Annotated in this window: 30 protein-coding genes; 4 read left to right on the forward strand and 26 right to left on the reverse strand. The window is 36.0% G+C overall.

What is annotated here, in order from left to right:
- Window positions 1-219: 219 nt before the first annotated feature.
- From tsf to FHL05_RS02875, 4 genes are all read right to left on the reverse strand, one after another.
- Window positions 220-1,095: a translation elongation factor Ts gene (gene tsf, locus FHL05_RS02860; protein WP_153384516.1), complete on the reverse strand. Its 876-nt coding sequence runs from the start codon at window positions 1,093-1,095 to the stop codon at window positions 220-222.
- A gap of 69 nt (window positions 1,096-1,164) precedes the next feature.
- The gene (gene rpsB / locus FHL05_RS02865; protein ID WP_153384515.1) at window positions 1,165-1,986 is read right to left on the reverse strand and encodes a 30S ribosomal protein S2; all 822 of its coding nucleotides are present in this window, start codon (window positions 1,984-1,986) and stop codon (window positions 1,165-1,167) included.
- Between the two features lie 127 nt (window positions 1,987-2,113).
- On the reverse strand, window positions 2,114-2,395 hold the full coding sequence (locus FHL05_RS02870; RefSeq protein ID WP_153384514.1) for a GIY-YIG nuclease family protein: 282 nt from the start codon (window positions 2,393-2,395) through the stop codon (window positions 2,114-2,116).
- Window positions 2,385-3,113 (reverse strand): tRNA1(Val) (adenine(37)-N6)-methyltransferase, encoded by a 729-nt coding sequence (locus FHL05_RS02875; protein ID WP_153384513.1) that lies wholly within the window; start codon window positions 3,111-3,113, stop codon window positions 2,385-2,387. Before FHL05_RS02875 ends, FHL05_RS02870 begins: the two co-directional genes overlap by 11 nt.
- 62 nt (window positions 3,114-3,175) lie before the next feature.
- Here FHL05_RS02875 and FHL05_RS02880 point away from each other — a divergent pair, with 62 nt between their 5' ends.
- Window positions 3,176-3,802: a lysophospholipid acyltransferase family protein gene (locus tag FHL05_RS02880; RefSeq protein ID WP_153384512.1), complete on the forward strand. Its 627-nt coding sequence runs from the start codon at window positions 3,176-3,178 to the stop codon at window positions 3,800-3,802.
- Between the two features lie 78 nt (window positions 3,803-3,880).
- On the opposite strand, the gene purD is transcribed toward FHL05_RS02880, so the two are convergent.
- From purD to FHL05_RS02945, 13 genes are all read right to left on the reverse strand, one after another.
- Window positions 3,881-5,137 (reverse strand): phosphoribosylamine--glycine ligase, encoded by a 1,257-nt coding sequence (gene purD, locus FHL05_RS02885; protein ID WP_153384511.1) that lies wholly within the window; start codon window positions 5,135-5,137, stop codon window positions 3,881-3,883.
- Between the two features lie 11 nt (window positions 5,138-5,148).
- A complete protein-coding gene (purH, locus tag FHL05_RS02890) occupies window positions 5,149-6,690 on the reverse strand; it encodes a bifunctional phosphoribosylaminoimidazolecarboxamide formyltransferase/IMP cyclohydrolase (RefSeq protein ID WP_153384510.1) in 1,542 nt (513 codons plus the stop codon).
- 15 nt (window positions 6,691-6,705) lie between these two features.
- On the reverse strand, window positions 6,706-7,269 hold the full coding sequence (gene purN / locus FHL05_RS02895; protein ID WP_162000182.1) for a phosphoribosylglycinamide formyltransferase: 564 nt from the start codon (window positions 7,267-7,269) through the stop codon (window positions 6,706-6,708).
- Window positions 7,266-8,288: a phosphoribosylformylglycinamidine cyclo-ligase gene (gene purM, locus FHL05_RS02900; RefSeq protein WP_153384509.1), complete on the reverse strand. Its 1,023-nt coding sequence runs from the start codon at window positions 8,286-8,288 to the stop codon at window positions 7,266-7,268. Before purM ends, purN begins: the two co-directional genes overlap by 4 nt.
- Before the next feature lie 12 nt (window positions 8,289-8,300).
- On the reverse strand, window positions 8,301-9,707 hold the full coding sequence (gene purF, locus FHL05_RS02905) for an amidophosphoribosyltransferase (RefSeq protein WP_162000183.1): 1,407 nt from the start codon (window positions 9,705-9,707) through the stop codon (window positions 8,301-8,303).
- Window positions 9,692-11,902 (reverse strand): phosphoribosylformylglycinamidine synthase subunit PurL, encoded by a 2,211-nt coding sequence (gene purL, locus FHL05_RS02910; protein WP_153384507.1) that lies wholly within the window; start codon window positions 11,900-11,902, stop codon window positions 9,692-9,694. The genes purF and purL overlap by 16 nt, the downstream gene beginning before the upstream one ends.
- Entirely contained in the window at window positions 11,902-12,576 is a 675-nt protein-coding gene (gene purQ / locus FHL05_RS02915) for a phosphoribosylformylglycinamidine synthase subunit PurQ (RefSeq protein ID WP_153384506.1), read from the reverse strand. Before purQ ends, purL begins: the two co-directional genes overlap by 1 nt.
- Complete coding sequence (gene purS, locus FHL05_RS02920; RefSeq protein ID WP_153384505.1) at window positions 12,577-12,825, reverse strand: phosphoribosylformylglycinamidine synthase subunit PurS; 249 nt, start codon at window positions 12,823-12,825, stop codon at window positions 12,577-12,579. It lies immediately after the preceding gene.
- 13 nt (window positions 12,826-12,838) lie between these two features.
- Window positions 12,839-13,552 carry a phosphoribosylaminoimidazolesuccinocarboxamide synthase gene (gene purC / locus FHL05_RS02925; protein ID WP_153384504.1) on the reverse strand — a complete coding sequence of 238 codons (714 nt, stop codon included), beginning with the start codon at window positions 13,550-13,552 and terminating at the stop codon, window positions 12,839-12,841.
- Window positions 13,553-13,555: 3 nt separating this feature from the next.
- Window positions 13,556-14,686, reverse strand: a complete 1,131-nt coding sequence (gene purK, locus FHL05_RS02930; RefSeq protein ID WP_238333938.1) for a 5-(carboxyamino)imidazole ribonucleotide synthase — start codon at window positions 14,684-14,686, stop codon at window positions 13,556-13,558.
- Complete coding sequence (gene purE / locus FHL05_RS02935) at window positions 14,679-15,161, reverse strand: 5-(carboxyamino)imidazole ribonucleotide mutase (protein ID WP_153384502.1); 483 nt, start codon at window positions 15,159-15,161, stop codon at window positions 14,679-14,681. The genes purK and purE overlap by 8 nt, the downstream gene beginning before the upstream one ends.
- A 293-nt stretch (window positions 15,162-15,454) precedes the next feature.
- Window positions 15,455-15,676 carry a YneF family protein gene (locus FHL05_RS02940; protein WP_153384501.1) on the reverse strand — a complete coding sequence of 74 codons (222 nt, stop codon included), beginning with the start codon at window positions 15,674-15,676 and terminating at the stop codon, window positions 15,455-15,457.
- Window positions 15,677-15,738: 62 nt separating this feature from the next.
- A complete protein-coding gene (locus FHL05_RS02945) occupies window positions 15,739-15,981 on the reverse strand; it encodes a DUF896 domain-containing protein (protein WP_153384500.1) in 243 nt (80 codons plus the stop codon).
- A 94-nt stretch (window positions 15,982-16,075) separates the two neighbouring features.
- Between FHL05_RS02945 and lexA the strand changes: the two genes are divergently transcribed.
- Window positions 16,076-16,699, forward strand: a complete 624-nt coding sequence (lexA, locus tag FHL05_RS02950) for a transcriptional repressor LexA (RefSeq protein ID WP_153384499.1) — start codon at window positions 16,076-16,078, stop codon at window positions 16,697-16,699.
- A 53-nt stretch (window positions 16,700-16,752) separates the two neighbouring features.
- Here the strand turns inward: lexA and FHL05_RS02955 are convergent, their stop codons facing one another.
- Both FHL05_RS02955 and serC read right to left on the reverse strand, forming a co-directional pair.
- Complete coding sequence (locus tag FHL05_RS02955; protein WP_153384498.1) at window positions 16,753-17,922, reverse strand: 3-phosphoglycerate dehydrogenase family protein; 1,170 nt, start codon at window positions 17,920-17,922, stop codon at window positions 16,753-16,755.
- Entirely contained in the window at window positions 17,922-19,007 is a 1,086-nt protein-coding gene (gene serC, locus FHL05_RS02960; protein WP_153384497.1) for a 3-phosphoserine/phosphohydroxythreonine transaminase, read from the reverse strand. Before serC ends, FHL05_RS02955 begins: the two co-directional genes overlap by 1 nt.
- A 326-nt stretch (window positions 19,008-19,333) precedes the next feature.
- On the opposite strand from serC, the gene FHL05_RS02965 reads away from it, so the two are divergent.
- Window positions 19,334-19,951, forward strand: coding sequence for a histidine phosphatase family protein (locus FHL05_RS02965; protein WP_153384496.1), 618 nt, complete (start codon window positions 19,334-19,336; stop codon window positions 19,949-19,951).
- Window positions 19,952-20,430: 479 nt separating this feature from the next.
- On the opposite strand, the gene FHL05_RS12805 is transcribed toward FHL05_RS02965, so the two are convergent.
- Together FHL05_RS12805 and FHL05_RS02975 are read right to left on the reverse strand one after the other, a co-directional pair.
- A complete protein-coding gene (locus FHL05_RS12805; protein ID WP_420838729.1) occupies window positions 20,431-20,712 on the reverse strand; it encodes a transposase in 282 nt (93 codons plus the stop codon).
- Window positions 20,713-21,428: 716 nt separating this feature from the next.
- Window positions 21,429-22,295 (reverse strand): ROK family protein, encoded by an 867-nt coding sequence (locus FHL05_RS02975; RefSeq protein ID WP_153521983.1) that lies wholly within the window; start codon window positions 22,293-22,295, stop codon window positions 21,429-21,431.
- Between the two features lie 135 nt (window positions 22,296-22,430).
- On the opposite strand from FHL05_RS02975, the gene FHL05_RS02980 reads away from it, so the two are divergent.
- The gene (locus tag FHL05_RS02980) at window positions 22,431-22,874 is read left to right on the forward strand and encodes an ASCH domain-containing protein (protein WP_153384493.1); all 444 of its coding nucleotides are present in this window, start codon (window positions 22,431-22,433) and stop codon (window positions 22,872-22,874) included.
- A 202-nt stretch (window positions 22,875-23,076) separates the two neighbouring features.
- Here FHL05_RS02980 and rplS read toward each other — a convergent pair whose 3' ends face one another.
- The 5 genes from rplS to ffh form a co-directional block, all read right to left on the reverse strand.
- Window positions 23,077-23,427 carry a 50S ribosomal protein L19 gene (gene rplS, locus FHL05_RS02985; RefSeq protein ID WP_153384492.1) on the reverse strand — a complete coding sequence of 117 codons (351 nt, stop codon included), beginning with the start codon at window positions 23,425-23,427 and terminating at the stop codon, window positions 23,077-23,079.
- 113 nt (window positions 23,428-23,540) lie between these two features.
- Window positions 23,541-24,269, reverse strand: a complete 729-nt coding sequence (gene trmD / locus FHL05_RS02990; protein ID WP_153384491.1) for a tRNA (guanosine(37)-N1)-methyltransferase TrmD — start codon at window positions 24,267-24,269, stop codon at window positions 23,541-23,543.
- A complete protein-coding gene (rimM, locus tag FHL05_RS02995; protein WP_153384490.1) occupies window positions 24,269-24,784 on the reverse strand; it encodes a ribosome maturation factor RimM in 516 nt (171 codons plus the stop codon). Before rimM ends, trmD begins: the two co-directional genes overlap by 1 nt.
- A gap of 59 nt (window positions 24,785-24,843) precedes the next feature.
- The gene (gene rpsP / locus FHL05_RS03000) at window positions 24,844-25,116 is read right to left on the reverse strand and encodes a 30S ribosomal protein S16 (protein WP_057740148.1); all 273 of its coding nucleotides are present in this window, start codon (window positions 25,114-25,116) and stop codon (window positions 24,844-24,846) included.
- Between the two features lie 90 nt (window positions 25,117-25,206).
- The gene (gene ffh / locus FHL05_RS03005; RefSeq protein ID WP_153384489.1) at window positions 25,207-26,643 is read right to left on the reverse strand and encodes a signal recognition particle protein; all 1,437 of its coding nucleotides are present in this window, start codon (window positions 26,641-26,643) and stop codon (window positions 25,207-25,209) included.
- Between the last annotated feature and the right edge of the window lie 8 nt (window positions 26,644-26,651).

Here is a 26,651-nt window from a genome sequence, read left to right on the forward strand (position 1 = left end):
GGGTCGAACATCTAAAGGGCATGAATGGTGTCCTTTTTTGGTGTTCTTAAATGGTTATTACTAATAAATGGTATACAAAAATAAAGTTGATGGCAAAATACCTATCAACTTTATTTATCGTACAGCCAATAAAAAAAGCGAAGATACAACCCTTTATACAAGAAAAGGCCGTTTAATTCACAATGAATTAAGCGACCTTTCTCAAAAATGTATGATTTATTACTTCATTTGGTTCTTTACTTCTTCAGCAAAGTCTTCTTGTTTCTTTTCGATTCCTTCGCCAACTTCAAAGCGAACGAATGAAACTAATTTACTATTCTTTGATTCAACAAATTGTTGAACAGTCATATCTGAATCCTTAACAAATTCTTGGTCAGCCAAACTAATTTCTGACAAGTACTTGTTTACACGGCCTTCAACGATTCTTGGAATAATCTTTTCAGGTTTACCTTCAGACTTTGTTTCTTCAGTGAAAATCTTCTTTTGATGATCAAGAACATCGCTAGGAACTTGTTCACGAGTCATGTATTCAGGGTTGATGGCAGCAACGTGCATTGCAACGTCTCTAGCAGCATCTTCATCAGAGCCTTCAAGAGTAACGATAGCACCGATCAAACCACCATTGTGTAGATATGAACCGAATACTTGTGAGTCAGTCTTATCAAGAACCTTGAAGCGTCTCAAGGAAATCTTTTCACCGATAACAGCTGTTAAGCCTGTGATAGCATCGTTAACAGTTCCATCATCAAGCTTCAAAGCCATAGCTTCGTCCATTGTCTTTGGTTCGTTTTCAACGATAACTTTACCAATCTTATTTACAAGGTCTTTAAACTTATCATTTGTTGAAACAAAGTCAGTTTCTGAATTAACTTCAATAATAGCAGCTTTGTTACCTGAAACTTCGATATGTGCTAAACCTTCAGCAGCGATGTTTCCACTCTTCTTAGCAGCTTTAGCAATACCTTTTTCACGAAGTTTGTCGATAGCTTCTTGCATATCGCCGTCAGCAGCAACCAATGCTTTTTTAGCATCCATCATACCAACACTTGTCTTATCACGTAATTCTTTAACTTGAGCAGCAGTAATTTTAGCCATTCGTAAATCCTCCAGTCGTATAAATAAAGCCATCTTGCACAGATGACTCTATTTTACGGATATTATTTATTATTTGTTGTCTTCATTATTACTTGTGTTTTTTGATTCTTCAAGATTTTCGATTGATTTTGCATCAGCAGCATCATCGTTTGAATCCTTTGCATCATCCTTCTTACCATCTTTAAAATCAGCATCAGTGATGTTTTCTTCACCTTGCTTACCTTCAACGATTGCATCAGCCATCTTAGATGTGATTAATCTAACGGCACGAATAGCATCATCGTTTGAAGGAATGATAACATCGATAGGATCTGGATCTGTGTTTGTATCAACCATAGCTACGATAGGAATATTAAGTTTCTTAGCTTCGTTAACAGCAATGTTTTCCTTGTGAGGGTCAACAATAAACATAACATCAGGGATTCTTGGCATATCTTCGATACCACCAAGGAATTTCTCTAACTTAGCTTCTTGCTTTTCAAGCAAAGCAACTTCCTTCTTAGGTAGACGATCAAAAGTACCATCTTGTGACATAGCCTTGATGTCCTTTAATCTCTTGATACGTTTTTGGATTGTGTTCCAGTTAGTCAAAGTTCCACCTAACCAACGGTGGTTAACGTAGTATTGACCGGCACGTGTTGCTTCTTCAGCAATAGCGTCTTGGGCTTGTTTTTTAGTACCAACGAATAGGAAAATACCATCATCACCGGCAACAGCCTTCATATAGTTGTATGCATCATCAATCATGCGTACAGTCTTTTGTAAATCAATGATGTAAATACCATTTCTTTGTGTAAAGATAAATGGCTTCATCTTTGGGTTCCATCTTCTTGTTTGGTGACCGAAATGTACACCGGCTTCAAGAAGTTGTTTCATAGAAATAACTGACATAAAAAGTTCCTCCTGGTTTTTACCTCCACTTAAATCTTATTCGATCAAAACGCGACTCGCGCACCGTCAACCGAATCATTAAGTGTGTGTATTCAATACAAACAAATATTATAAGGGAAGACTATCGTTAAATCAAGTAGTCACGCCAATTTATTCCATTACTTTTTAGCAAGCTTTCCTTTTGTTGGCGCGACAATTTTTTTATAGCAATTTCTCGTTTCAATGCTTGCGACTTATTGGCTAATTTTTCTTGATACATTAATTTAACTGGTCGTCTAGTCTTGGTATACTTAGCACCCTTGCCTGCATTGTGAGTTGCGACCCGTTTTTTTACATCATTGCTCGTACCTGTATAAAAAGTTTGGTCGCTACATAATAATATATAGACAAAATATTGATTATTTTCCATTGATTAATAAACTGGCCTCTTTGCTTAATTGATGATTATCATCATAAATCACTAAATCTGGTTCAACTTTTAACGAAGCCTCTTTAACTGTTTTAACAGCATCTATTAAAACTAAATTGGCATCCTGATCTTTTTTCGAACGAACAAAACGCATCCGTTTGGCTTGAATCTTTTGTTGTGCCATAATAGTCAGCAACTCGCTTAAGCGTTCTGGGCGATAAACTAAATAAGCATGCGAGTTTTCTTTCAACATAATCTTAATTGTCGTTAGAATAATTTCTAAATTAGTTTTAATTTCATGTCGAGCAATCGCCAAAACTTGATTATCTTTTAAGACTGTTTGTTTGGAAACTTTAAAATATGGTGGATTGCAGACAATCGTATCAATCGTGTCATGGTCAAAATATTGCGGTAACTTTTTTAAATCATCATTGATCGAATGAACTTGGTCCTGCAAATGATTATCTTCAATACTTTGACTGGCTAATTTTGACAGCTGGCTTTGAATTTCAACTAAATAAATTTGAGCCTTAGTTTTTGAAGCTAGTGAGAGACCAATTGCCCCATTTCCTGAACATAGATCAACAATTTTGCCTTTTTTTGCTGGTTTAGCAAAATTATAGAGTAAAATAGTATCAAGATTAAATGAGTAAAGTTTTTTATCCTGATTAATGATAATTCCGCTATTGGAAATAATATCTTGAGAATTAATCGACATGCTGCACCTTCTTTGTGGTATTTTAAATAAGTGAAAATTATTTTTGGGAGAATGATATTTTTATGTTTTATAAAGCTATTCGTATATTTGTCCGTGGCCTAATTTTCCTATTAAACGGTCACTTTGATGTTGTCGGTAAAGAAAACTTGCCTGACAAACCTTATATTTTAGTTGCTCCACATAGAACTTGGTGGGAGCCAATTTTCTTCGCACTAGTAATTGCACCACGTGATGCCACATTTATGGCAAAAAAAGAACTTTTTAAAAATCCAATCTTGCGTTTCATTTTACTTCACGCTCACGCTTTTGCGGTTGACCGAAAACACCCTGGACCATCAGCTATCAAAATACCAGTTAAGGCCTTAAAAAAACAAGGTCGAGTCTTAATCATGTTTCCATCTGGTACCCGCTACTCGGAAGAATTAAAGGGCGGTGCTTCATTAATTGCCAAATTGTCAAAAGCACCTTTGGTGCCCTTTGTTTATCAAGGACCCTTAACTTTCGGCGGCCTATTGAAGCATCAAAAAATTACCGTCGGAATTGGACCAGAAATCGATTTTGATTTCAAAGCTAAATTAGATGAGAAACAAACTAAACAAGTCAATGATGACATGGAAAAAGCTTGGGACCAAATTGATCAAGAAATCAATCCTGATTTTGATTATGTCCCACCTAAAAAGAAACATTAATTTATTATATAACAATAAAAAAACTTTTGAACCATCAAAAAAACCGTTAATTCTAATAGAATTAGCGGCTTTTTTAGTTTAAAGAGCATTTTTACCGATGTCGGTTCGATAAGAAATATTCTCTTGATTCATTTTTTCTAAATTCTGATAAATTAAATCTTGTGCATCTTTTAAAGTTTTAGCCTTTGTTTGCATTAAATAAAGACGACCACCATTACTGATTAAACGGTGATTTTCTTTTCTAACGCCAGCAAAGTTGATTGACAATGGACAATTTTTAAAATCATCGACGCTTCCTAAATCACCAAAGATAGGTTTTTGAGGATAACCTTTACTGACAGCAAAGACTCCTAAATTCAAATTATTTTCTTCCCAATCAATTTGAGAAATCTTTTTGTGATTCAAAATAGAAACGATTATTTCAGTCAAACTAGTTTTCAATCTTGGCAAAACGACTTCCGTTTCCGGATCTCCAAAACGAGCATTGAATTCAATTACCTTGATGCCCTTTTTTGTCAAAATCAAACCAGCATAAACTATCCCGGTATATTTAATACCTTGTTGATATAATTCTTTGACAAAGGGTTCTAATACTTCATCGATTGCTTGTTGCGTGATTTGTGTTGAAATATTAGGCACCGGACAAATTGCCCCCATACCACCAGTATTTGGACCTTGGTCATCGTTATAGATTTTCTTATAGTCTTGTGCAATTGGCATGGGATAAAATCTTTTGTGGTCAACGAAGGCCATTAATGAAAATTCTTCACCCAACAAGAATTCCTCAATAACAACTTTTCTCGTATTGAACTTATGTCCATCCAATAATTCACTAACGGTATTTTTAGCATCAGCAAGATTTTGGGAAATATAAACTCCCTTACCGGCAGCTAAACCGTCTGCTTTAATGACAATCGGAAAATCTGCTTCATTTGTCAAATACTCAATCGCATCTTCGAGTTTAGTAAATTCCTGATATTTGGCTGTGGCAATTTTAGCATCAGCCATTATTTTTTTAGTAAACGACTTGGATCCTTCGATTTGAGCGCCTTTTTTATTGGGGCCAAAAATTTTTAATTTTCTTTCTTTAAAAAAGTCAACAATGCCGTTAACTAATGGCTCTTCTGGACCCACAATCGTAAAATCAATATTGTTAGTTTGAACAAAATTGGTCAAATGAGAAAAATCATCTTCATCGATTGAAATAGTTTTGATTCCTGATAAGCGCATGCCATCATTTCCTGGAGCACAAAAAACTGTATTAGTTGGTTCTTTCAAAAGAGTTTTGCAAATTGCATCTTCTCGACCTCCGGAACCAATAACTAGTATCTTCATTAAATCACCTCTTAGTGTTTGAAGTGTCTTCTGCCTGTGAAGACCATAGCGATGCCATGTTCATTGGCCATGTCGATTGAATCTTGATCCTTGATGGAACCACCAGGTTGGACAATAGCAGTGATATTATGTTCAGCTGCATATTGGACACAGTCATCCATGGGAAAGAAGGCATCAGAAGCCATAACAAGCGGTGAATGCTGTGTAGCTTGTTCTTCTTGTTCGATAGCAATCTTAACGGAACCGATTCGATTCATTTGACCGGCGCCAATTCCCAAAGTCTTATCAGTTGTTGAAATAACAATCGCATTACTCTTAACATGCTTAACGATTCTTTGACCAAACAAGAGAGCTTTCATTTCTTCATCAGTTGGGGCCTTTTCAGTAACAACCTTAAATTCTGATAATTGATCAACGGTCGTATCACGTTCTTGAACTAATAAACCACCCATAACTGAAACGTATTCATGCTTTTGAGCATCCTTAGCTTTTGAGAAGTCCAAAGTTAATAGACGAATATTTTTCTTAGCCTCAAGGATTTCAAGTGCTTCATCTGAGAAACTTGGTGCAATCACGATTTCAAGGAAAATCTTGTGCATTTCTTCAGCAATTTCTTTAGTTACTTCGCGGTTAACAGCTACGATTCCACCAAAAATCGACATCGTATCAGCGGTATAAGCTTTTCTCCAGGCTTGATAAATTGATTCGTCATCGACACCAACGCCACAAGGGTTCATGTGTTTCAAAGCGGCCACGCAAGGTTCTTTGAAGTCAGCCACGATTCTTAAAGCAGCATCAGCATCTTTAATATTATTGAATGATAATTCTTTACCGTGCAATTGTTTAGCTGAAGCGATGGAATATTCAAATGGCATCGCACTCTTATAAAAGGCAGCTTTTTGATGAGAGTTTTCACCATAACGTAATTCTTGGTGATAATCGTAACCTAAAACTTCTACATCAGGGAATTCGTCGCCATTCAAATCAGTCAAGTAGTGACCAATGATACTGTCATATTCAGCTGTATGTCTAAATGCTTTAGCAGCCAAACGACGTCTCAAAACTAAATCGTCATCATTTGACTTGATACTTTCTAGCACTGTTTCATAATCATTAGCATCGATCACAACGTAAACGCTCTTGAAATTCTTTGAAGCGGAACGAATCATAGAGGGACCACCGATATCGATTTGTTCAATGGCTTGTTCTGGTGTTACGTCAGCTTTAGAAATAGTTTCCTTGAATGGATATAAGTTAACGCAAACTAAATCAATCGTTTCAATATTCAATTTTTCCAAAGTCTTCATGTGTTCAGGATTGTCGCGCTTAGCAAGTAAACCAGCATGTACTACTGGATGAAGCGTCTTAACACGACCGTCGAGGATTTCAGGGAATTTAGTTACTTCGTCAATTTCAATTACATCAACATCATTTTCTTGCAATTTCTTGTAAGTACCACCAGTTGAAATAATTTCATAACCATTAGCAATTAAGCCCTTAGCAAATTCCACAACACCTGTTTTATCTGAAACACTGATCAATGCTCTCTTCATTATTTATCTACTCCATTATTTTTTATTTAATAGATCAAGAATTACTCTGCGATACATCTGATGTTCCGTTTGGTGAATTCGTTGTTCAAAACTTTCTTCGGTATCACCTTGTAAACGAATCACGCGATTTTGTTTGATGATAGGACCAGTATCGACTCCTTCATCAATATAATGAATCGTCACGCCCCCATCTTCTCCAGCAGCAAATGTACGTTCAATTGCTTCTAAACCAGAATATTTTGGTAAGAGCGATGGATGAATATTGATGATTTTATTAGGATAAGCTCCCAGTAAAACCTTTGTAACTACTTTCATATAGCCTGCTAACAAAATATAATCCACTTGATAAGGCTGAAGCTTTTCAATAATGGCTTTTTCATAAAGGCCCCGGTTGTCATAATCAGACAATTTATTAACAAAGACCGGAATTTGATACTTTTCTGCTCGTTGAATGACATGTGCATTCGGCTGATCACAAACTAAGATTTCAATTTGTAGTCCCGCAGCTTTCAGTTCTTTTGAACTAGCAATAGCTTCAAAGTTGCCGCCATTTCCAGAGGCAAAAATTGCTACTTTCACAGTTTTTCCCCCTTTAAAACTAAACTAGCTTTTGTTTTTGGAACTAACTCGCCAATCGTGTAAGCGACAGTTTGATTTTCATTCAATAAATCTAGAACTTCGATTTCTTTTGATTTATCAACTGCTAAAACCATCCCGATACCCATATTGAAAATATGGTACATATCGTCCAGTTTTAATTGACCATATTTTTGCAAGATATTAAATATCTCAAGTTCAGGCCAAATATCAACGTTGATTTCTGCTGCTAAGTCATCCGGCAACATCCGAGGAATATTCTCGTAAAATCCGCCACCAGTAATATGAGATATTCCCTTAATCAATCTTTCATCTAATAAGGGAACGATGTCTTGAACATAGATTCTCGTTGGGGTTAACAGCATTTCACCAAGAGTTTTCTTAGGTGCTTCTGGCAAAATGTTTTCCATCGTGAAATCATGGTCTTCAAAGAAAATCTTTCTCACAAGCGAATAACCGTTGGAATGAATCCCGCTAGATTTCAAACCAATCAAAACATCGTTAGCTTTGAGGTTTTCTTTTTGCAAAAGGTCGTCCTTTTCACAAATACCGACGCTGAATCCAGCAATATCATAATCATTTTTGCCATATACGCCAGGCATTTCAGCTGTTTCTCCGCCAATTAAATTAGCATTAGCCAAATTGCAGCCAGCTATCACGCCTTTAAGGATTTCTTCAACTTTTTGGTCAACCTTACCAGTAGAAATATAATCAAGAAAATACTGCGGCGTTGCCCCTTGAGACAAGATATCGTTGACGCACATTGCGACACAGTCGATTCCAATCGTGTCCCACTTCTTAGCTTGATTAGTTAAGAGCAATTTCGTTCCTACGCCATCATCGCTTGAAACGAGAACAGGATGTTGATAACCTTCGGGAATTTCATAAATACCACCGAAATTTCCGATGTTTCCATTATTGTTGGTGTGCTGTTTGACAAACTTAGAAATCTTATAGCCTGACTCAACATTCACGCCAGCATCTTGATAGGGATTAGACATTTTTCGTCCTCCTTATTTTTTTGACTCATAATCATAGAGATAAGTTGGATAATCACCATTGAAATAAGACATGTCAAGGCCAGTATATGGTGCATCGGCATTCATCCCAATAGCATCGATCAAACCTTTTTCACTCAAGAATTCTAAGGAATCGGAGCCAAACATTTCATTCATTTCAGCAATACTCTTATGAGCCGCAATCAATTCGCTTTTTTCTTGGATGTCGATTCCATAAAAACAAGGATGCATAAATCTTGGTGAGGCAATTCTTAGATGAACTTCAGTTGCTCCGGCGTCACGCAATAATTGCACGATATAAGCACAGGTTGTTCCTCGAACTATTGAGTCATCGACTAAAATTACGCGTTTTCCTTCAACGACACCTTTAACGGCTGCTAATTTTTGACGAACGCTTTTTTCTCGTAATTCCTTAGTTGGTTGAATAAATTCTCGACCCATATATTGGTTTTTGATTAAGCCCATTTCGTAAGGCAGACCGCTTGCTTCAGCGTAACCACTAGCGGCTGACAATGAAGAATTAGGAACGCCGACAACGATATCTCCAAGTGCATCAGCTTCTTTAGCTAAATTAGCCCCCATACGTTTACGAGCTGAATGGACGTTGATTCCTAAAATATTGGAATCTGGTCGAGCAAAGTAGATGAATTCCATAGAGCAGATAGCCAATTGTGTTTTATCTGTCCACTTGTCGATATCCATCCCTTGATCAGTAATGGTAATCAATTCACCAGGCAACACATCTCTAACAAAAGTTGCTCCAACGGCATCCAAAGCACAAGTTTCACTGGCTACAACGTAACCGCCATTATCTAATCTTCCAATTGATAAAGGACGAAATCCATGTGAATCTAAAGCTAAGATCAAAGCGTCTTTTGTAAGCAAGATATAGGCAAAGCCACCTTGAATCTTATTGAGCGATTCAATCAAGCGCTGGTGTAAAGTTGGTTGATTGGATTGTTTAACTAAATGAATCAATACTTCTGAATCAGAACTCGATTTAAAGATATGACCTTTTTCTTCGAGTTCTTTTTTTAGAGTAAAAGCATTTGTTAGATTACCATTATGAGCTAAAGCAATCTGGCTATCGGTAAAATCGAATAGTAGAGGTTGCACATTTTCAATCTTGTTTTCACCTGCTGTTGAATAACGAACGTGGCCAATAGCAGAATTCCCCACTAAACTATTCAAATATTCAGGCTTAGAAAAAACTTGTGTCAACAATCCTAAATTACGATAAGTTCGCAATTTTTTACCATCGTTAGCAACGATTCCGGCCCCTTCTTGACCACGATGTTGCAAACTGTGCAAACCTAAATAAGTTAGGTAATTCGCATTTTCAGCGCCCCAGACGCCAAAAACCCCACATTCTTCATTTAAACTCTTTACTTCATTGAGCACGCAATCGCCTCTTTCCAATTAGTTGCTGCCTTTTTGCCATCAATCATGACAGCTTCATTAGCAGTTTTAACGTTAAAAATTGGTTCGTTAGTAACTTTTCCTAAACATTCAAAATTTTGTTGAATTAATTTTTCAAATTTAAATTGGTCTTCTGGAGCTACTGAAACTAAGAAGCGAGATTGTGATTCTGAGAACAGTTGGGCTGATGTTAAGCCAGTTGAGATTTCAAAGCCCAAATGATTGTCAAAAGCAGATTCTGAAAGAGCAATCGCTAATCCACCTTCCGAAACATCATGAACGCTCTTGACCAATTTTTGACTGATTGCGCGTCTAATTAAGTCTTGGTGAAGTCGTTCTCGGTTCAAATCAAGATCTCTAAGTCCACCTTTTAGTTCACCCAATTGTTCCATTTGAATCTCTGAACCATTGAAATCATCTTCTGTCTTACCAAAAAGATAAATTAAGTCGCCGGCAGATTTGAAATCACTCGTCATTAAATCGTCGATATCTGTCAATAGGCCGACCATTCCAACCATCGGACTAGGATAAATTGCCACATCGTTGTATTCGTTATAGAGTGACACATTACCTGAAATTACTGGTGTATCAATTGCTTCACAGGCACTAGCGATTCCTTGAACGCTTTGGTCCAGTTCCCAAAAGACTTCAGGATTTTCGGGATTTCCATAATTCAAGCAATCGGTTATTCCGATTGGCAATGCTCCAGTGGCAACAATATTTCGGGCAGCTTCCATTACGGCGATTTGGCCACCAACGTATGGATCGAGGTAAACATATTTGGAATTGCTATCGTTAGTCATCGCAATAGCTTTTTTTGTTCCACGAATTCGAACGACGCCACTGTCGCCGCCAGGCCTTATCAAGGTATTAGCCTTAACTTGTGAGTCATAAGTTTGATAGAAGTGTTTTTTACTGGCGATATTTGGACGTCGCAACATCTTGTTCCAAGTTTCTTCCAGTGAATTAACTTCAGGAATGAAATGATAATCTTTATCTTGATCAATTCTTGCCGGTTGTTTTTCTGCTCGATCATATTCAGGAACGTCTTCTGTCAAACTATCGACTGGAATATCAGTGACCAAAATATTTTGATGATAAATCTTATACTGCTTATCACTAGTTACTCGACCAATAATAACGGCATCTAATTCATAATTTTTAAAGAAACGAATAACCTCATCGCCAAATTCTGGCTTAACGCACAAGACCATTCTTTCTTGTGATTCTGAAAGCATCATTTCATAAGCCGTCATTTCAGTTTCACGTTGTGGCACTTTGTCTAAATTCAAAACTAGACCGCTGCCAGCTTTTGAAGCCATTTCAGCAGTTGAAGAAACTAATCCAGCTGCTCCCATGTCTTGAATTCCTAAGACCCAGTTTGGATGTTTCGCAATAATTTCGACACAGGCATCCATCAATAATTTTTCAATAAAAGGATTACCAACTTGAACGGCAGAACGTTGCTTATTCTTGGTATCTGTAAATTCGTCAGAAGCAAAAGTTGCACCATGAATTCCATCACGTCCAGTCTTTGCTCCAACATAGATGATTAAATTATTATCGCCGCTAGCAGTTCCTGGTTTGAAATCGACATTGTTCAATAAACCCACGCACATGGCGTTAACAAGTGGATTTTGTTCATAGCAATCTTCAAAAGAGATTTCGCCACCCACTGTTGGCAAACCAATACAATTTCCGTAACCACCGATTCCAGCAACTACTTCATTGACCAAGTGCTTCGTATGACCATTATTCATTGGTCCAAATTTCAAACTATTCAAAAGTGCAATTGGTTGAGCGCCCATTGAGAAAATATCTCTGATAATTCCACCAACACCTGTCGCTGCACCTTGATAAGGTTCAACAGCTGATGGGTGATTGTGACTTTCAGCCTTGAAAACGACCGCTTGGTTATCGCCAATATCAAGAATCCCAGCATCCTCACCAGGACCTGCTAGAACGCGGCTGCTCTTATTAGGCATTTTTCGTAAAACCTTTTTCGAGTTCTTATAAGAACAGTGTTCACTCCACATAACTGAGTAGAGACCAGTTTCAGTGTAATTGGGTAATCTTTGAAGGATTTTTTCACTGATTAAGTCATATTCAGAGTCTGTTAAGCCCCATTGTTGATATAATTTTTGGTCTTTGATTTGTTTTGGAGTAGGTTCAGCCATTAATTATTCACCTTTACTTGATAATTGATAATCGATTGGAAAAGTTTTAAGCCATCGTCAGAACCAAGAATTTTTTCGATTGCTCGTTCTGGGTGAGGCATCATTCCTAAAACATTCTTTTGCTTATTCAAAACCCCAGCAATTTGGTCGACGGAGCCATTAACATTGTCGCCATATTGAAAGGCAATTTGATTATTTTCTTTCAATTCTTTTAAAGTAGCTTCATCGCAATAATAACGACCTTCACCATGAGCTACGGGAATTCTGATTTTCTTACCAGCTTGATAAAGATTCGTAAATGGCGTCTGATCATTGATAACTTTCAAAGCGACTGTTTCACAGATAAAACGTCCTTGTTCGTTTTTAATCAAAGCCCCAGGAAGAAGTCCTAATTCAGTTAAAATTTGAAAACCATTGCAAACTCCGAAAACAACTTTTCCTTCATTTGCAAAACGAATAATTTCTTTCACGATTGGTGCATGAACTGCAATTGCACCGCTTCTTAAATAGTCGCCATAAGAAAAGCCACCTGGAATCAAAACACCATCAAAGCCTTCTAGGCTAGTCTTTCTGTAATCAACTAATTCAACTTCTTCTTTGATTCCGTCGCGAATGGCATAATATAAATCCATATCGCAATTAGAACCGGGAAAATTAATGACCGCAAACTTCATTTATTCTCCCTCCAAAATCTCATAACGATAAGTTTCCACGTTAGGATTGGCGAGTAAATCATCACAAATCAAATCAACATCTTTTTCCAAATTTGCGTAATCATTTTCAAATTTCAATTCAAAATATTTACCCATATGGACATCAGAGATTTGGTTGTAACCCATAGTTTGAATGGCAGACTTAATTGCCTCTCCTTGCGCGTCCAAAACAGATTCTTTCAAGGTAACGTAAACTTTAACTAATTTCATCTTCTTCTCCTAATTAATTTTCTTGCGATACTAAGCGATCCAAAACTTTTTGATAAGTTGTTACTAAATCTGCTTCATGCTTTCTGAAAACATCTTTGTCCATTGAATCGTGACTTTGTTTATCCCAAAGACGACAATTGTCAGGTGAAAATTCATCGACTAAAATAATTTCTGAACCAATTTTGCCAAATTCTAATTTAAAATCGACCAAATCAAAATTGCCTTGAGCAAAAAATGGAATCAACAACTGATTGATTTTTAAAGTTAATTCTTTGATATATTGAATGTCTTGTTTGTCAGCAATTTTCAAGGCGTGAATCTGTGATTCATTGATAAAGGGATCATCTAAAGCATCGCTCTTGTAATAAAATTCGATGATAGGTTCTTCTAAGTGCGTTCCAGTTTCGACATCGAATTTCTTAGCAAAACTTCCAGCTGTAATATTTCTTAAAACGACTTCCAGAGGAAAGACTTCAGTTTTTTTAACCAATTGTTCATGATCTGAAACATTTCTTACTAAATGAGTTTTGATGCCATTTTTAATTAAATAATCAAAAACTAAACTTGATATTTTGCAGTTCAAAACGCCCTTGCCTGGTTCAAGTTCTTTTTTCTTACCATTAAAAGCAGTAGCTTGGTCTTTATAAACCATCAAAACTTCATCAGCCTGTTTTGCTTGGTAGACGTTCTTGGCTTTTCCTTCATAGAGCAACTTCTCATCAGTCATAATTTACACTCTCCAAATTGGATTATTTTCGATAGCTTGTTTTGCTTGTGTTAAATTGTCGCTTAAAACTGTGATATGTCCCATCTTACGATTTTCTTTAATGGCATCTTTTCCATAATCATGGAAGTTCCATTCCGGATGCAAATTCAATTCAGCTTTCGCATTTTCTAAGTGCTGTCCTAATAAATTAACCATTAAAGCTGGTTTAAATAGTTCGACCTCAGGCATTGGTAAGTTGCAGACGCCTCTGATATGGCTATTGAATTGTGAAATATTGCAAGCTTCAATCGTTAAATGACCGGAATTATGTGGTCGCGGTGCAATTTCATTAACAAACACTTCATCGTCATCTGAAACAAAAAATTCAATACACATCGTACCCACTAGTTCCAATTCCTTAGCCAAAGTCTCGCCAACTTGGTAAATGTGTTGACTGGCTTGTTCGCTCAATTGAGCTGGGCAAGTACTGAGGTGCAAAATATTGTGACGATGAACATTTTCAATAATGGGAAAAATTGAAGTTTGACCATCACTATTAGCAGAAACTACAACTGAAACTTCTTTTTTCAAATTGATCTTCTTCTCTAACATGCATGGACCTTGCATCAACAATTCTTCAATATCGGCATAACAAACGTCATCTGGATCTTCGATTAGTATTTGACCTTTCCCATCATAGCCGCCTCTAATGGTCTTTAAGATTACGGGAGCAGTTAATTTTTCGATGCCTCGATGATATTCGAAGATATTTTTAATTACGACGTGAGGAACAGTTTGAAAGCCGCTTTGTTCAATAAAATCTTTCTCAGAAACACGGTTTTGCGTCACGCTTAAAGCTTTGGTACCTTGAGGAACTTGAGTATATTTTTTAACTTCATTAATTGCTTTAGCATCAACGTTTTCAAACTCATATGTCAAGACATCGCAACGCTTAGCTAGTTCAATCAATTTTTCTAAATCGTCATAATTGGCGACAATCTGGTCGTCAGAAACTTGGGCAGCGGAACAATTCTCTTGAGGATCAAGAATAATAACTTTATAACCCATAGCTTTAGCTTCAAAAGCCATCATCTGACCTAATTGACCGCCACCGATAATTCCAATCGTGGAATTAGGCAATATGCTTTTAGTCAAGATTTTTCCCACTTTCCAGTGACTTATCGTGCATTTGTTGCTGATAATCAACTAAGGATTTTTGATAAGCTTCATTTTTCAAAGCACAAATTTTTGTAGCAAGAATCGCGGCATTCTTCGCCCCTGCCTCACCAATCGAAACTGTTGCTACTGGAACTCCAGCTGGCATTTGAACAATTGATAATAATGAATCCATTCCTTTTAAATATTTAGAAGGAACCGGAACTCCAATTACAGGTAAGACTGTCGAAGAAGCAATCATCCCCGGCAAATGCGCTGCCCCACCAGCACCAGCAATAATTACCTGGAAATCATCCACAGCTTTTTTTGCAAAATCTAACATTTCTTGAGGCATTCGATGTGCTGAAATAACTTTGGTTTGGTGACTTACACCCAACTCATCCAAGACATCGATCGTGTTTTGCATAACTTTTAAATCAGAAATCGAGCCCATTACGATTGCGACATCACTCATTAAAAATTCCACCTTTCTTGCTTTGGTATTCAAAGTTTACCAAGATATGCGTTAGGTTTCAACGGTAAATACGAATTTTATACTTTTATTTTTAATAATTATTCGTACTTATCGGTTTCATTTGTAATTTAATTTAAATAATACAGTTTAAAGTTCGGAATTAATTAATGATTTAATATAAAGATATTCTCCTGATTTATGCAAAAAAAAAAAGGACTTAAAAATCGTTATACGATTTTTAAGTCCTTTTCAATTTAAGAAAATAATCAAAAACTATTATCCTAAATAATATCTTACTTGTTCTTCTTTTGTGAATTCTTCATGGTACTCATCAATTGATTAAGTTTCTTCTGTGATGGTTTTTGTCCCATTTGAGCCATCATTTGCTTAATCATATCCGCACTGATTGGTGGGTTATCTTGGAAGTATTTCTTCATGTACCATCTGGCAGCGAAGAAACCACCAACTAAACCAACCAATAGAGCTAAAATACCAACGACTATAGTTGTTCCCATTTATGTTTCACCCTTTCCATACATCTATTAATATTACAAAAAAAACTCCCTAATTGAAAGCCTTAATCGTCACGTAATCCCTTTTTGCGTTGAATTTCGCGAACTTTTTCCGGAGTAACTTCTTCCCCCTCTTTATTATAAACTCTCAACATTTCTAATCGAGACTTAAAACTTGCACGGAAATTCTTGAGGTATTCCTTACGCAATTGAGCTTGTTGGTCCTCTTCTTCTTTAGTAATAGTACCAGCTTTAGCCTTGTGAGCTAGTTCGTTAATCTTCTTTAACAACTCATCTTGTTCGTTCATAACTTTGTCTCTCCTCATTACATCGAACACTTGTTTGAACTTGTATTCAAATTTTGATACAATCTATTTAAGATATTAACAATGAGGTGTTCTAATGTCAAAAGCTGAAGGCTCTAAACAGTCAAAAATTTTACAATGCATTTATGATTATTTAGATGAACATGGATATCCGCCAACTGTAAGAGAGATTTGCGAAGCCGTAGATTTATCTTCAACATCAACGGTTCATGGTCACCTATCTCGTCTTGAAAAAAAAGGATTCATTCAACGTGACCCTACCAAGCCTCGAGCAATCGAGTTAACTGGTGCCGGTCTAAACTCTATTGGAATCAAGTCAAAACAAATCCCTATCTTGGGTGCTGTTGCCGCTGGTCAACCAATTACCGCTGAAAGAAACCCTGACGGTTATTTCCCAATTCCACCTGACTTGAATCGTGATTCTGGCGAATTGTTCATGCTTGAGATTCACGGTGAAAGTATGATCAATGCTGGAATTTACGATGGCGATCACGTCATCGTCCATGAGCAAAATTTTGCCAATAACGGCGAAATCATTATTGCAATGACTGAAGACATCGAAGCAACATGTAAGAGATTTTATCAAGAACACGGTCATTATCGCCTTCAACCAGAAAATGATACCATGGATCCAATCATTTTGGATAATGTTGAAATTCTCGGCAAAGTTGTTGGCTTATACCGTTCACAAATTTTTTAAAACTATCAAAAGATTGCTGATTGAAAAGTTAGCAATCTTTTTTTTCGTATTTTTTACTGATGCTTAATTATACGAACACGATAAACTTCTGTAACCGACTCTAAAGCATTTTTCAATTCGTCGATATCATTTGTTTTTAAATTGTCAACATCAACAATCGTATAAGCAATTTCTCCTTTTGCTGCATTACTCATATTCTCTATATTGATTTTTTTATTGGCGATTTGGGTACTGATCTGACCAACCATATTAGGAATATTTTGATGAATCACCGTAATTCTAAATTCTGTTTCAAATGGAACTTCAAGATTCGGCAAGTTGACGCAATGTTTAGTATCCCCTGATTCCAAATAATCCATTACCGTTTTTGCTCCTTGAGTGGCACCATTAGATTCAGCTTCAATTGTTGAACCTCCAATATGAGGCGTGATTGTAATCGAAGAATTTCCTGCAATCAAAGGTTCTCCAAAATCAGTACAGTAATGACTGATTTTTTGATGACGAAGTGCTTTTACAACTGCTTTATTATTAATTATCCCTAATCTTGAATAATTAAATAAAATGACATTTTCCTTCATTTCATCGATTTCTTTAGTCCCAATTAAATCGATTGTTGCATCATTTTTGGGTACGTGAACAGTCACAAAATCAGCATTTTGAACAGCTTTTTTTATCGAATCGACTCGCCTAACTTTATTATCAATTCGCCAGGCTCCATTAGTAGATAAATAAGGATCAAAACCAATGACCTTCATTCCTAATTGCATGGCTGCATTTGCCACCAATGATCCAACATGACCCAGACCAATCACAGCTAACTTTTTTGCAGCCAATTCACTGCCGTTGAATTTGGTCTTATCTTTTTCGGTTCTTTGTGAAATATCCGCTTGAGCATGGGCTATTGAATATTCATTTGCTGAAAAAAGATTTCTAGTGGTAGCAATCATCAAGGAAATCACCAATTCTTTAACTGCATTTGCATTGCTGCCTGGTGTATTAAAAACAGCTATTCCTTTTTTAGTTGCTTGTTTCAAAGGAACATTGTTAACTCCAGCACCAGCTCTAACAATGGCTTTTAAGTTCTGAGGCAAATTTTGATTCAATAAGTTAACCGAACGAATCAAATAAGCATCAGGATTATCTGTTTGATTGATTTGAAAATCATCTGTAAAAATTTCTAAACCACTTTTGGCAATCGCATTAAAAGTTTTAACTTGATACATTAGTGTTTCCCCCAATAATCTTTTTCAAATTTTCCTAAAAAGCTGACCAACTTTTCAACTCCTGCATAAGGCATAGCATTGTACAAGCTGGCTCGCATTCCACCGACTAATCGATGACCTTTAATATTTAAAAGTCCATAATCTTTTGCTTGGGCTATCAATTGACTATTGATTGACTTATCACCAGTTACAAAAACAACATTTGTTAAAGAACGGTCTGCTTTTTTCACAGGTGCTGTAAAAAGTTTTGATTCATCCAAAAAATCGTATAACAAATTAGATTTTTTCTGATTACGCTTTTGCATTTCCAAAACTCCACCTTGTTGCTTCAACCATCGTAAAACTAATCCAGCAACATAAATTGCAAAAACTGGTGGCGTATTGAACATGGAATTTTTTTGAGAAAAAAGTTGATAATCTAACATACTTGGCAAATTTTTAGCATGAGCAAATAAATCATTTTTGACGATTACAACGGTTAAACCAGCTATTCCAAGGTTTTTTTGAGCTCCTGCCATTACTAATCCAAAATCCGTAATTTGATATTTTTGTCCAAGAAAATTAGATGACATATCAGCTACCACAGGAGTCTGTCCTATTTGGGGAATTTTTTTATAAGCTGTCCCTTCAATCGTATTATTAGTTGTAATGTGTAGATAATCGTACTCATCTTGAGGAAAATCACTCAAAGTTGGCAATCTTGAATAATGGTTCTTTTTTGTAGAAGCTAAAATATCAACCGTAGTTTTGACTTTCTTAGCTTCTTCCATCGCTCTAATTGCCCAGTGACCACTATCTAATAGAGCAATTCGATGATATTTTATTGCTAAATTTAATGGTGCAGCACTAAATTGCAAGGTACAGCCACCCTGAAAAAAGAGCACACTATAATTATCAGGAATCTGTAATAAACCTCGTAAATCTTGTTGAGCTTGTTGAATAATTTCTTCAAACAATTCTGATCGATGAGAGATTTCCATAACACTCATTCCAGAATTTTTATAGGATGGCAAATCATCTTTAATTTGTTGAATCACTGAGTTGGGCAAAGTCGCTGGCCCTGCTGAAAAATTGTATACTTCCATATTCAAAAGCTCCTTTTAAATTAAAATAAAAATCCCCACAGACAATATTCTGTGAGGATTATTAATTCTAATTTTTAGAAACCTCACAGATGTAATTGTCTTACATACATGAGGTTTATTGTGTCAGTTAATAAGCCTACATGTATAACGTGTAGACTTGGAGGAGACTGTTAAATTATTAATATTAAATTTTATCATATTAAAATACCTCCAATTAACTTAAAGACACTTTAACATTTCATTTTTAATTGTCAACTATCAATGGAGTAAATATTGTATAATTTGCTTAATGTATTCATTGTAAAAACAACTTAAGAGGAATAAAAATGACAGAATTTTATTTTATTCGTCACGGACAGACTAAAGCCAACGTGATGAAGATGAAACAAGGAACTATCAACACAGAAATCACTTATCTTAATGAAAATGGTCAAAAGCAAGCTCAAAAATTAGCCGACAACTTTGATATCAGTTTTGCCGACCGTGTAATTTCTAGTCCATTAGAGAGAACTAAGCAAACGACAGCTATTTTGAACCAATCAGCTCACCTGCCAGTCAGTTACGATAAGCGCTTAGTGGAGATTTCTTACGGCCAATGGGATGGTCAAAAAAATGCTGATCTTAGAAAAATCCATCCCGATGCTTATAACGACTATCTCAATGATGTCTTACCAATGTATGTTAAATATGCTACCGATGGTGAGACTTTTGATGATGTTATCAAACGAGTCGATGAATTCATTAAAGAAATGGCCAATAAATATCCTAATGAGAAAATAATTTGTGTTACGCATGGTTTTACTGTTAAGGCGGCAGCTTTAGATATTTTACAGCCTAAAGATGTGATGGCCTTACCAGAACCGCGCAACACCAGTATTTCCAAAATCACCGTCTTACCTAAGACAAACGAATTTTACCTCGAATACTATAATCAATTGTATTGAAAATTTTGAAACATAACATATCTTTTCTTGCTTAAATCGAGTAAGAAAAGGTAATTAAAATCAAGGTATTTTTCATTTTAGTTAGTGTAATATGCCGTCCTCCATAGCAAAGCAAATTTGGCTGGAACGATGTGGGCACGACTTTAAGCCTTTGCCAAGATCAGGCAAAGTCTTAAAGCTCGGCCTTATTCTAAGCAATAAATTGCTAAGAATAATTTCACATCTGAGCCAATTTGCTTTGCTATTCCGGACTGGATAGTGGTTTTATTTTTAATATCTTAAAGCAAAAAGCACCTGTCTAGATAACAGTTTGTCGACTATCTAGATAGATGCTTATTTGATTTGGAATTACTTGAAATAAATAATGAATGACGTTATCCAATCGGCAGTGGCAGCTTTGTGAATGATCAGTACTGAAATTGTACTTAGCGATTTATCGATTCATGGAAGAGGTTGGTTACTTTAATAAAGGGACATATTCAATTAAGGAATTCATCTATATTTAATTCATCTGATGTTCCCAAAAGGACTAGCCTAAATTTCTTAAATAAATTGTCAAAATTAGTTTCACCGTATACAATTCGTCCCATAAGTTTGACTTTGTTGTTATTGCCTTCAACGAAACCAGAGTTAATGAATGAAGATATTTCGGACTTACTATATTTTTTTACAAAATTATATATTGCCTTTACATTGGTCCTCATTATTGCAGAATAAATTTCCGAAAACTTTTTAATTATTGGAAAATTAGATTCAATAATATCTTTGTACTTATAGTCATTGGATCATTTTTTAGTAAATTGTTTATCATACATTTATATTTAATTATAGTGATATCTTTTGGATATCTTGATTCTAGAACTAAGTGGTGTTAACCCTCTGTTTCTCACCCTTGAAATTATTTTTACCAATAGTGTACATGCAGGACCAAAACGTTGTTTGATTTTTATCATATCACTTACTCAATACATACAAGAAAATGATCGTATCTGAGTATCCTGCCAACATCATTTTGTACATGATGTTCTCATAATTATTGGTAACCGATTTTTTTACATTTAATTGTGCCTAGTTCTTTTATTTTTTGAGGGGTCGTATTTAAAAATTTATGAATCATTGATACTCCCGATTGGATAATGTCACTTACCGTCTATTCTAATATTTTCAAATCATAAATAGCATTCATTTAAATATAAAGTCGATAAACTCTCTTATCTAAACGAATGCTTTTGCTATTTGATTTAAAAACAAAACCACTATCTAGTCCGGAATAGCAAAGCAAATTGGCTCAGATGTGAAATTATTCTTAGCAATTTATTGCTTAGAATAAGGCCGAGCTTTAAGACTTTGCCTAATCTTGGCAAAGGCTTAAAGTCGTGCCCACTTCGTTCCAGCCAAATTTGCTTTGCTATGGAGGACGTCATATTACACTTTATCTTAAGTTATCTGTCTTAATACTCAAAAGCTAGTTATACTCTTAACCATAAAAATAATTATAAGCTGCACCTATTAAATTAGAATCATTGTGATACTTTGCGGGAATTAGATGAGGAATCAATTTGATGTCTTCAATATTTTCAACTAAATTTTTGATCGTTGATTCCAAAGTATCGAGGAAATATTGATTCTCTGACACGCCACCACCGATGACGATTGCTTCTGGATCAATCACAAATTGTAAATTATAAATTACTTTAGCAAGATTATAAAACATGCTTTTAGTATACTTTTGAGCTTTCTTATCTCCATTTTCAGCTAATTGGAGCACTTCTTTGCCGGTTAAATTAGTTTGGTTAGCCCGATTATAATCTTGTGCCATGTGGACCGCGGTTCCAAGAAAACTCAAACGCTTATTTCCATGCCCTAATATCATACCAAACTCTCCACCTAAGCGATGGCTTCCATGAACAATTTGGCGATGGACTACTACTGACCCGCCAACACCAGTTCCAACTACTACGAAAATAATATTTTGCATATGCGTAGCAACGCCCATCGAAATCTCCGCTAAAGCTGCACAATTAGCATCATTTTCCATTGTTACAGGCAAGCCTAAACGTTCTTCAATAGCTGCTTGAATGGGAAAATTATGAATATATGGCAAAGCGCTGATTCCGCATATCATGCCTCGTCTTTGGTCAACAGCACCAGGGATACTGAGACCAACGCCATCAATTTGTTCATCGCTGAAATTAGCAACGATTATTTCTAGCACTTGATAAAAATCTTCAAGATTATCAGGTGTTTTAATTTTTCCTTTTGAGCTTAGGTTTCGATACTTATGATTCCATAAACCATATTTGATGCTAGTTCCACCAACATCGATGGTTATAATTTGCTTCATAATATAATCCATCCTAAATTTATTTATTATTCAGTTTGATACTCAAATACCCATAAATCAAAATTCCTAATTAAATTTATCTTTTTATTAAGGTGTGTTTTAATAAAAATATATTGATATTATGAGGTGCGCAGTATGGACAAAGAAAAAATCCACGATTATTGGTTCAATTTTTTGCAAGACAAGAATTCACTCTATTACCCATTAGGAGATATTTCGTCTTTTGGTGCTGAACCAGATAAATTAGCCAATCTAGTTTGTGATGGCGTAAAAACCGCAACGACATCATCTTACGATTTATATGAGCCTAATGAGTACTTGCCTCAAGTTGGAGATTATAACATCATCTTGGACGGTCAAGAAAATCCTATCTGCATTACAAAAACTGTCGTTACTGAAGTCGTTCCTTTTAAATACGTCAGTGCTGAACATGCCTACCATGAAGGCGAAGGTGACAAAACCTTAACTTATTGGCGTAAAGTCCATGAAGATTTTTTTAGAAAAGAATACCAAGAATCTGGCAAGGAATTTAATGATGAGATTCCTTGTTTGTGTGAGGTCTTCAAACGTATTTACTAATGGAAAAATAAAATACTAAAAATTTTTATTTAACATGATTTAGTTTGCCATTTAATAGTCAATAAAGCAAAGTCTTTGAAAAATTAAGAGAATTTTTATCAATTTTAATATATAAAATTGATATATTTTGCGTAAAAAAATAAACTGTCATCTCTTTTACGAGCATGACAGTTTATTTTTATCAAGTTAATTTACTAACGTATTAGTTACGACGAAGTTCCTTAATACGTGCAGCCTTACCTGTACGGTTACGTAGGTAGTAAAGCTTGCTACGACGTACACGACCATGTCTGATAACTTCGATTTGTTCTACACGAGGTGTGTTCAATGGGAATGTTCTTTCAACACCAACACCATTACTTACCTTACGAACAGTATAAGTAGCACTGATACCTGTACCATGTCTCTTGATTACGACACCTTCGAATAGTTGGATACGTTCACGTGATCCTTCAACAACCTTAGCATGTACACGAACAGTGTCACCACTACGGAAGTCAGGAATATCAGAACGTAATTGTTCTTTTGTAATATCTTGAATTAATTTATTCATAAATAATTTCTCCCTGCCGACACTCTTATATATCTCTGACATACAGCGGAATATCGTTAATATGTGCGTTCAAACACTCTTAATATGATACTTTATTTGAACTTAATTGTAAACTAATAATTCTGACGAATTTTGTGCAAGAGCTTTTGTTCCTCATCTGTCAGGTCTGTAGACTCTAATAAATCAGGACGACGCTCTAGGGTTTTTTTCAAAGCTTGCGTTAAACGCCAGAGACGGATTTTTTCGTGATCCCCACTAGTTAATACTTCGGGCACCTTTTTACCACGGAAATCGGCTGGACGCGAATATTGAGGGTACTCTAACAGTCCATGGGAAAATGATTCTTCCTCTGCCGAAAATGAATTACCTAATACTCCGGGCACAAAGCGCAAAGTAGCATCGATCATGCTCATGGTAGGCAATTCTCCACCTGTTAGGATGTAATCGCCAATGGAAACTTCATCGGTAACTAAATCTTTGACCCGTTCGTCAAAGCCTTCATAATGCCCACAGATAAAGACTAATTGGTCTTCTTTAGCAAAATCTTGTGCCATTTTTGTGTTAAAAGTTTTTCCAGCTGGGTCTAACAAAACGACCCGTTTTTTACCTGGCTTTTCTTTTTCAACAAAATCCATTGCATCGTAAATTGGTTGAGCTTGCAAGAGCATCCCTGCTCCACCACCATATGGCGAATCATCCACATGATTTTGTTTATTAGTCGTGAACTTGCGAAAATCCACGACATCAATATTCACAAGCTCTTTTTCTTGCGCCTTGCCAATCAAAGATTCGTTTAGTGCATTAAACATTCTTGGAAAAATACTTAAAATTGTAATATCCATTAGTCTATCAATCCATCCGGTATTTCGACTTTGACAATTCCCTTATCAAGGTCGACTTTTTTAATTACGTCTTCAATATAAGGCAATAAAACCTCTTTATATTTAGGACCTTTGACGACCCAAACGTCGTTTGAACCTAATTCCATAATTTCCGTTACTTTACCAACTTCGCCCAAATCTTTGTCGATAACTGTTAAACCAATTATCTGTTTGTAGAGAAATTCGCCCTCATTTAAATTAGGGGTTTCTTCACCGCTAGCAAATAATTCTGACTTAACATATTTTTCAACGTCATTGATATTGTCATAGCCTTTAAATTTCAATAAAACAAAATTTTTATGTGGACGTGATGATTCGACGGTAAATTCACTGATCTGTTCTTTATTTTTCAAATAAAGCTTAGCACCAGCTTTAAAACGATCTTCTGGAAAATCTGTAATGGGGACTATTCGCAATTCGCCTTTAATACCATGAGTATTGACGATTGTACCAACTCGATATAATTTTTCGGTCATTTTTCCTCCGTGAATAAAAATAGGACCGCGACAAACATGTCTGGTCCCATCATAAATTACTATTTAGTATACTTGCTTTCGTGGAACTTTTGCATAATTCCGTGTTGTTTCAACAAGTGACGAACAGTATCTGAAGGTTGTGCACCTTTGTTTAACCATTCAACGATCTTGTCATCGTCTAATTTGATTTCTTCTGGTTGTGAGATTGGGTTGTAGTAACCAACTTGTTCGATGAAGCGGCCATCACGTGGTGAACGTGAATCTGCAACAACTAATCTATAAAATGGTCTTAACTTACTACCCATACGTTTCATTCTGATTTTAACTGACATATGTTTGTTTCCTCCTAAATACTTAACTTCGTTAGTATACACAAAAAAATAGGTGCTGTAAAGTTTTTTTCTTTACACCATCGGATTTTTTTATGATTTAAAACGTTTAATCTTCTTTAAGCGCTTCTTCTTACGTTTCTTGCTCTTTCTAACCATAGAGTGCATTGCCATTTTAACCAAACGACCAGAAGCACCATTACCCATTAGTTGGTCCATGCCAGACATGTTACCTTTACTCATCTTGTTCATCATGTCGCGTGATTGCTTGAATTGTTTAATCATCCGATTAACATTTTGCACGCTTTGACCAGAACCTTTAGCGATTCTGCGTCGTCTTGATGGATTCAAAAGGTCAGGGTCTTCACGTTCTTTAGGCGTCATTGAATAAACGATAGCTTTCAAATGAGCAATATCTTTTTCACCGATATTGATATTTGCCAAAGCTTTATTATTAGCCATTCCTGGAATCATCTTCATGATTTCATCCAAAGGTCCCATTTTTTGAATCTGGTCCATTTGGTCGATAAAGTCATTGAAGTCGAAACTGTTCTCACGAATTTTTTCAGCAACTTCTTTAGCTTGCTTTTCATCGTAATCAGTTTGAGCTTTTTCAATCAAGGTCAACATATCACCCATACCGAGGATACGGTTAGCCATACGATCAGGATGGAAGACATCCAATTGGTCTAATTTTTCACCTTGTCCAATGAACTTGATTGGTTTACCAGTGACAGAACGAATTGATAGAGCAGCACCACCACGGGTATCACCATCCAACTTAGTTAAGACGACACCAGTAATATCGAGTTGTTCATCAAATCCTTGTGCAACTTTAGCAGCAACTTGACCAGTCATTGAGTCAGCTACGAAAAGGATTTCATTTGGATGAGCTAAATCTTTGATTCTTTGAAGCTCATTCATCAATTGTTCATCGATTTCCAAACGTCCAGCGGTATCAATAATGACATAGTCATTCTTATTTTCAGCCGCTTGTTTGAGCCCATTTTTAACAATATCAACTGGATCGTGCTCAGTTCCTTCATCATAAACCGGAACATCTAATTGTTGACCAATCGTTTTCAATTGTTCAACAGCAGCGGGACGATAAACATCTCCAGCGATAAATAATGGACGAGCTTTTTGAGTCGTCTTTAAACGGTTAGCTAATTTACCAGCCGTGGTAGTTTTACCAGCACCTTGAAGACCAACCATCATGATGATTGTTGGAATATGTGGTGCTTTATTCAACGGAACAGCTTCTTGTCCCATTAATTTGGTTAATTCTTCGTCAACGATTTTGATAACTTGTTGCGAAGGCGTCAAGCTTTCCATAACTTCAGCGCCTAGAGCACGTTCTCGAACTGTTTTGACAAAGGTTTTTACAACATCGAAGTTAACATCAGCTTCAAGTAAAGCCATACGTACTTCACGCATTACTTTACGAACATCTTCTTCAGAGAGCTTACCTTTTCCCTTTAAAGAAGAGAACACTTTTTGTAAACGTTCGCTTAATCCTTCAAAAGCCATATTCTACT

Source organism: Companilactobacillus halodurans, from assembly GCF_009600995.1.
Lineage (GTDB): Bacteria > Bacillota > Bacilli > Lactobacillales > Lactobacillaceae > Companilactobacillus > Companilactobacillus halodurans.

Excerpts from the sequence above, each read along its gene's own strand:
- purS (WP_153384505.1), bottom strand. The coding sequence starts at position 12,825 with ATGAAATTAGTTAAAGTTTACGTTACCTTGAAAGAATCTGTTTTGGAC.
- purQ (WP_153384506.1), bottom strand. The coding sequence starts at position 12,576 with ATGAAGTTTGCGGTCATTAATTTTCCCGGTTCTAATTGCGATATGGAT.
- FHL05_RS02965 (WP_153384496.1), top strand. The coding sequence starts at position 19,334 with ATGACAGAATTTTATTTTATTCGTCACGGACAGACTAAAGCCAACGTG.
- lexA (WP_153384499.1), top strand. The coding sequence starts at position 16,076 with ATGTCAAAAGCTGAAGGCTCTAAACAGTCAAAAATTTTACAATGCATT.
- FHL05_RS02940 (WP_153384501.1), bottom strand. The coding sequence starts at position 15,676 with ATGGGAACAACTATAGTCGTTGGTATTTTAGCTCTATTGGTTGGTTTA.
- purE (WP_153384502.1), bottom strand. The coding sequence starts at position 15,161 with ATGAGTGATGTCGCAATCGTAATGGGCTCGATTTCTGATTTAAAAGTT.
- FHL05_RS02975 (WP_153521983.1), bottom strand. The coding sequence starts at position 22,295 with ATGAAGCAAATTATAACCATCGATGTTGGTGGAACTAGCATCAAATAT.
- rpsP (WP_057740148.1), bottom strand. The coding sequence starts at position 25,116 with ATGTCAGTTAAAATCAGAATGAAACGTATGGGTAGTAAGTTAAGACCA.
- purC (WP_153384504.1), bottom strand. The coding sequence starts at position 13,552 with ATGACTGATGAGAAGTTGCTCTATGAAGGAAAAGCCAAGAACGTCTAC.
- ffh (WP_153384489.1), bottom strand. The coding sequence starts at position 26,643 with ATGGCTTTTGAAGGATTAAGCGAACGTTTACAAAAAGTGTTCTCTTCT.
- purD (WP_153384511.1), bottom strand. The coding sequence starts at position 5,137 with ATGAAGATACTAGTTATTGGTTCCGGAGGTCGAGAAGATGCAATTTGC.
- FHL05_RS02980 (WP_153384493.1), top strand. The coding sequence starts at position 22,431 with ATGGACAAAGAAAAAATCCACGATTATTGGTTCAATTTTTTGCAAGAC.
- FHL05_RS02945 (WP_153384500.1), bottom strand. The coding sequence starts at position 15,981 with ATGAACGAACAAGATGAGTTGTTAAAGAAGATTAACGAACTAGCTCAC.
- purM (WP_153384509.1), bottom strand. The coding sequence starts at position 8,288 with ATGTCTAATCCCTATCAAGATGCTGGCGTGAATGTTGAGTCAGGCTAT.
- FHL05_RS02955 (WP_153384498.1), bottom strand. The coding sequence starts at position 17,922 with ATGTATCAAGTTAAAACTTTTAATGCGATTGCCAAAAGTGGTTTAGAA.
- serC (WP_153384497.1), bottom strand. The coding sequence starts at position 19,007 with ATGGAAGTATACAATTTTTCAGCAGGGCCAGCGACTTTGCCCAACTCA.
- FHL05_RS02875 (WP_153384513.1), bottom strand. The coding sequence starts at position 3,113 with ATGTCGATTAATTCTCAAGATATTATTTCCAATAGCGGAATTATCATT.
- trmD (WP_153384491.1), bottom strand. The coding sequence starts at position 24,269 with ATGGATATTACAATTTTAAGTATTTTTCCAAGAATGTTTAATGCACTA.
- tsf (WP_153384516.1), bottom strand. The coding sequence starts at position 1,095 with ATGGCTAAAATTACTGCTGCTCAAGTTAAAGAATTACGTGATAAGACA.
- purL (WP_153384507.1), bottom strand. The coding sequence starts at position 11,902 with ATGGCTGAACCTACTCCAAAACAAATCAAAGACCAAAAATTATATCAA.
- rpsB (WP_153384515.1), bottom strand. The coding sequence starts at position 1,986 with ATGTCAGTTATTTCTATGAAACAACTTCTTGAAGCCGGTGTACATTTC.
- FHL05_RS02880 (WP_153384512.1), top strand. The coding sequence starts at position 3,176 with ATGTTTTATAAAGCTATTCGTATATTTGTCCGTGGCCTAATTTTCCTA.
- FHL05_RS02870 (WP_153384514.1), bottom strand. The coding sequence starts at position 2,395 with ATGGAAAATAATCAATATTTTGTCTATATATTATTATGTAGCGACCAA.
- rimM (WP_153384490.1), bottom strand. The coding sequence starts at position 24,784 with ATGACCGAAAAATTATATCGAGTTGGTACAATCGTCAATACTCATGGT.
- rplS (WP_153384492.1), bottom strand. The coding sequence starts at position 23,427 with ATGAATAAATTAATTCAAGATATTACAAAAGAACAATTACGTTCTGAT.
- purH (WP_153384510.1), bottom strand. The coding sequence starts at position 6,690 with ATGAAGAGAGCATTGATCAGTGTTTCAGATAAAACAGGTGTTGTGGAA.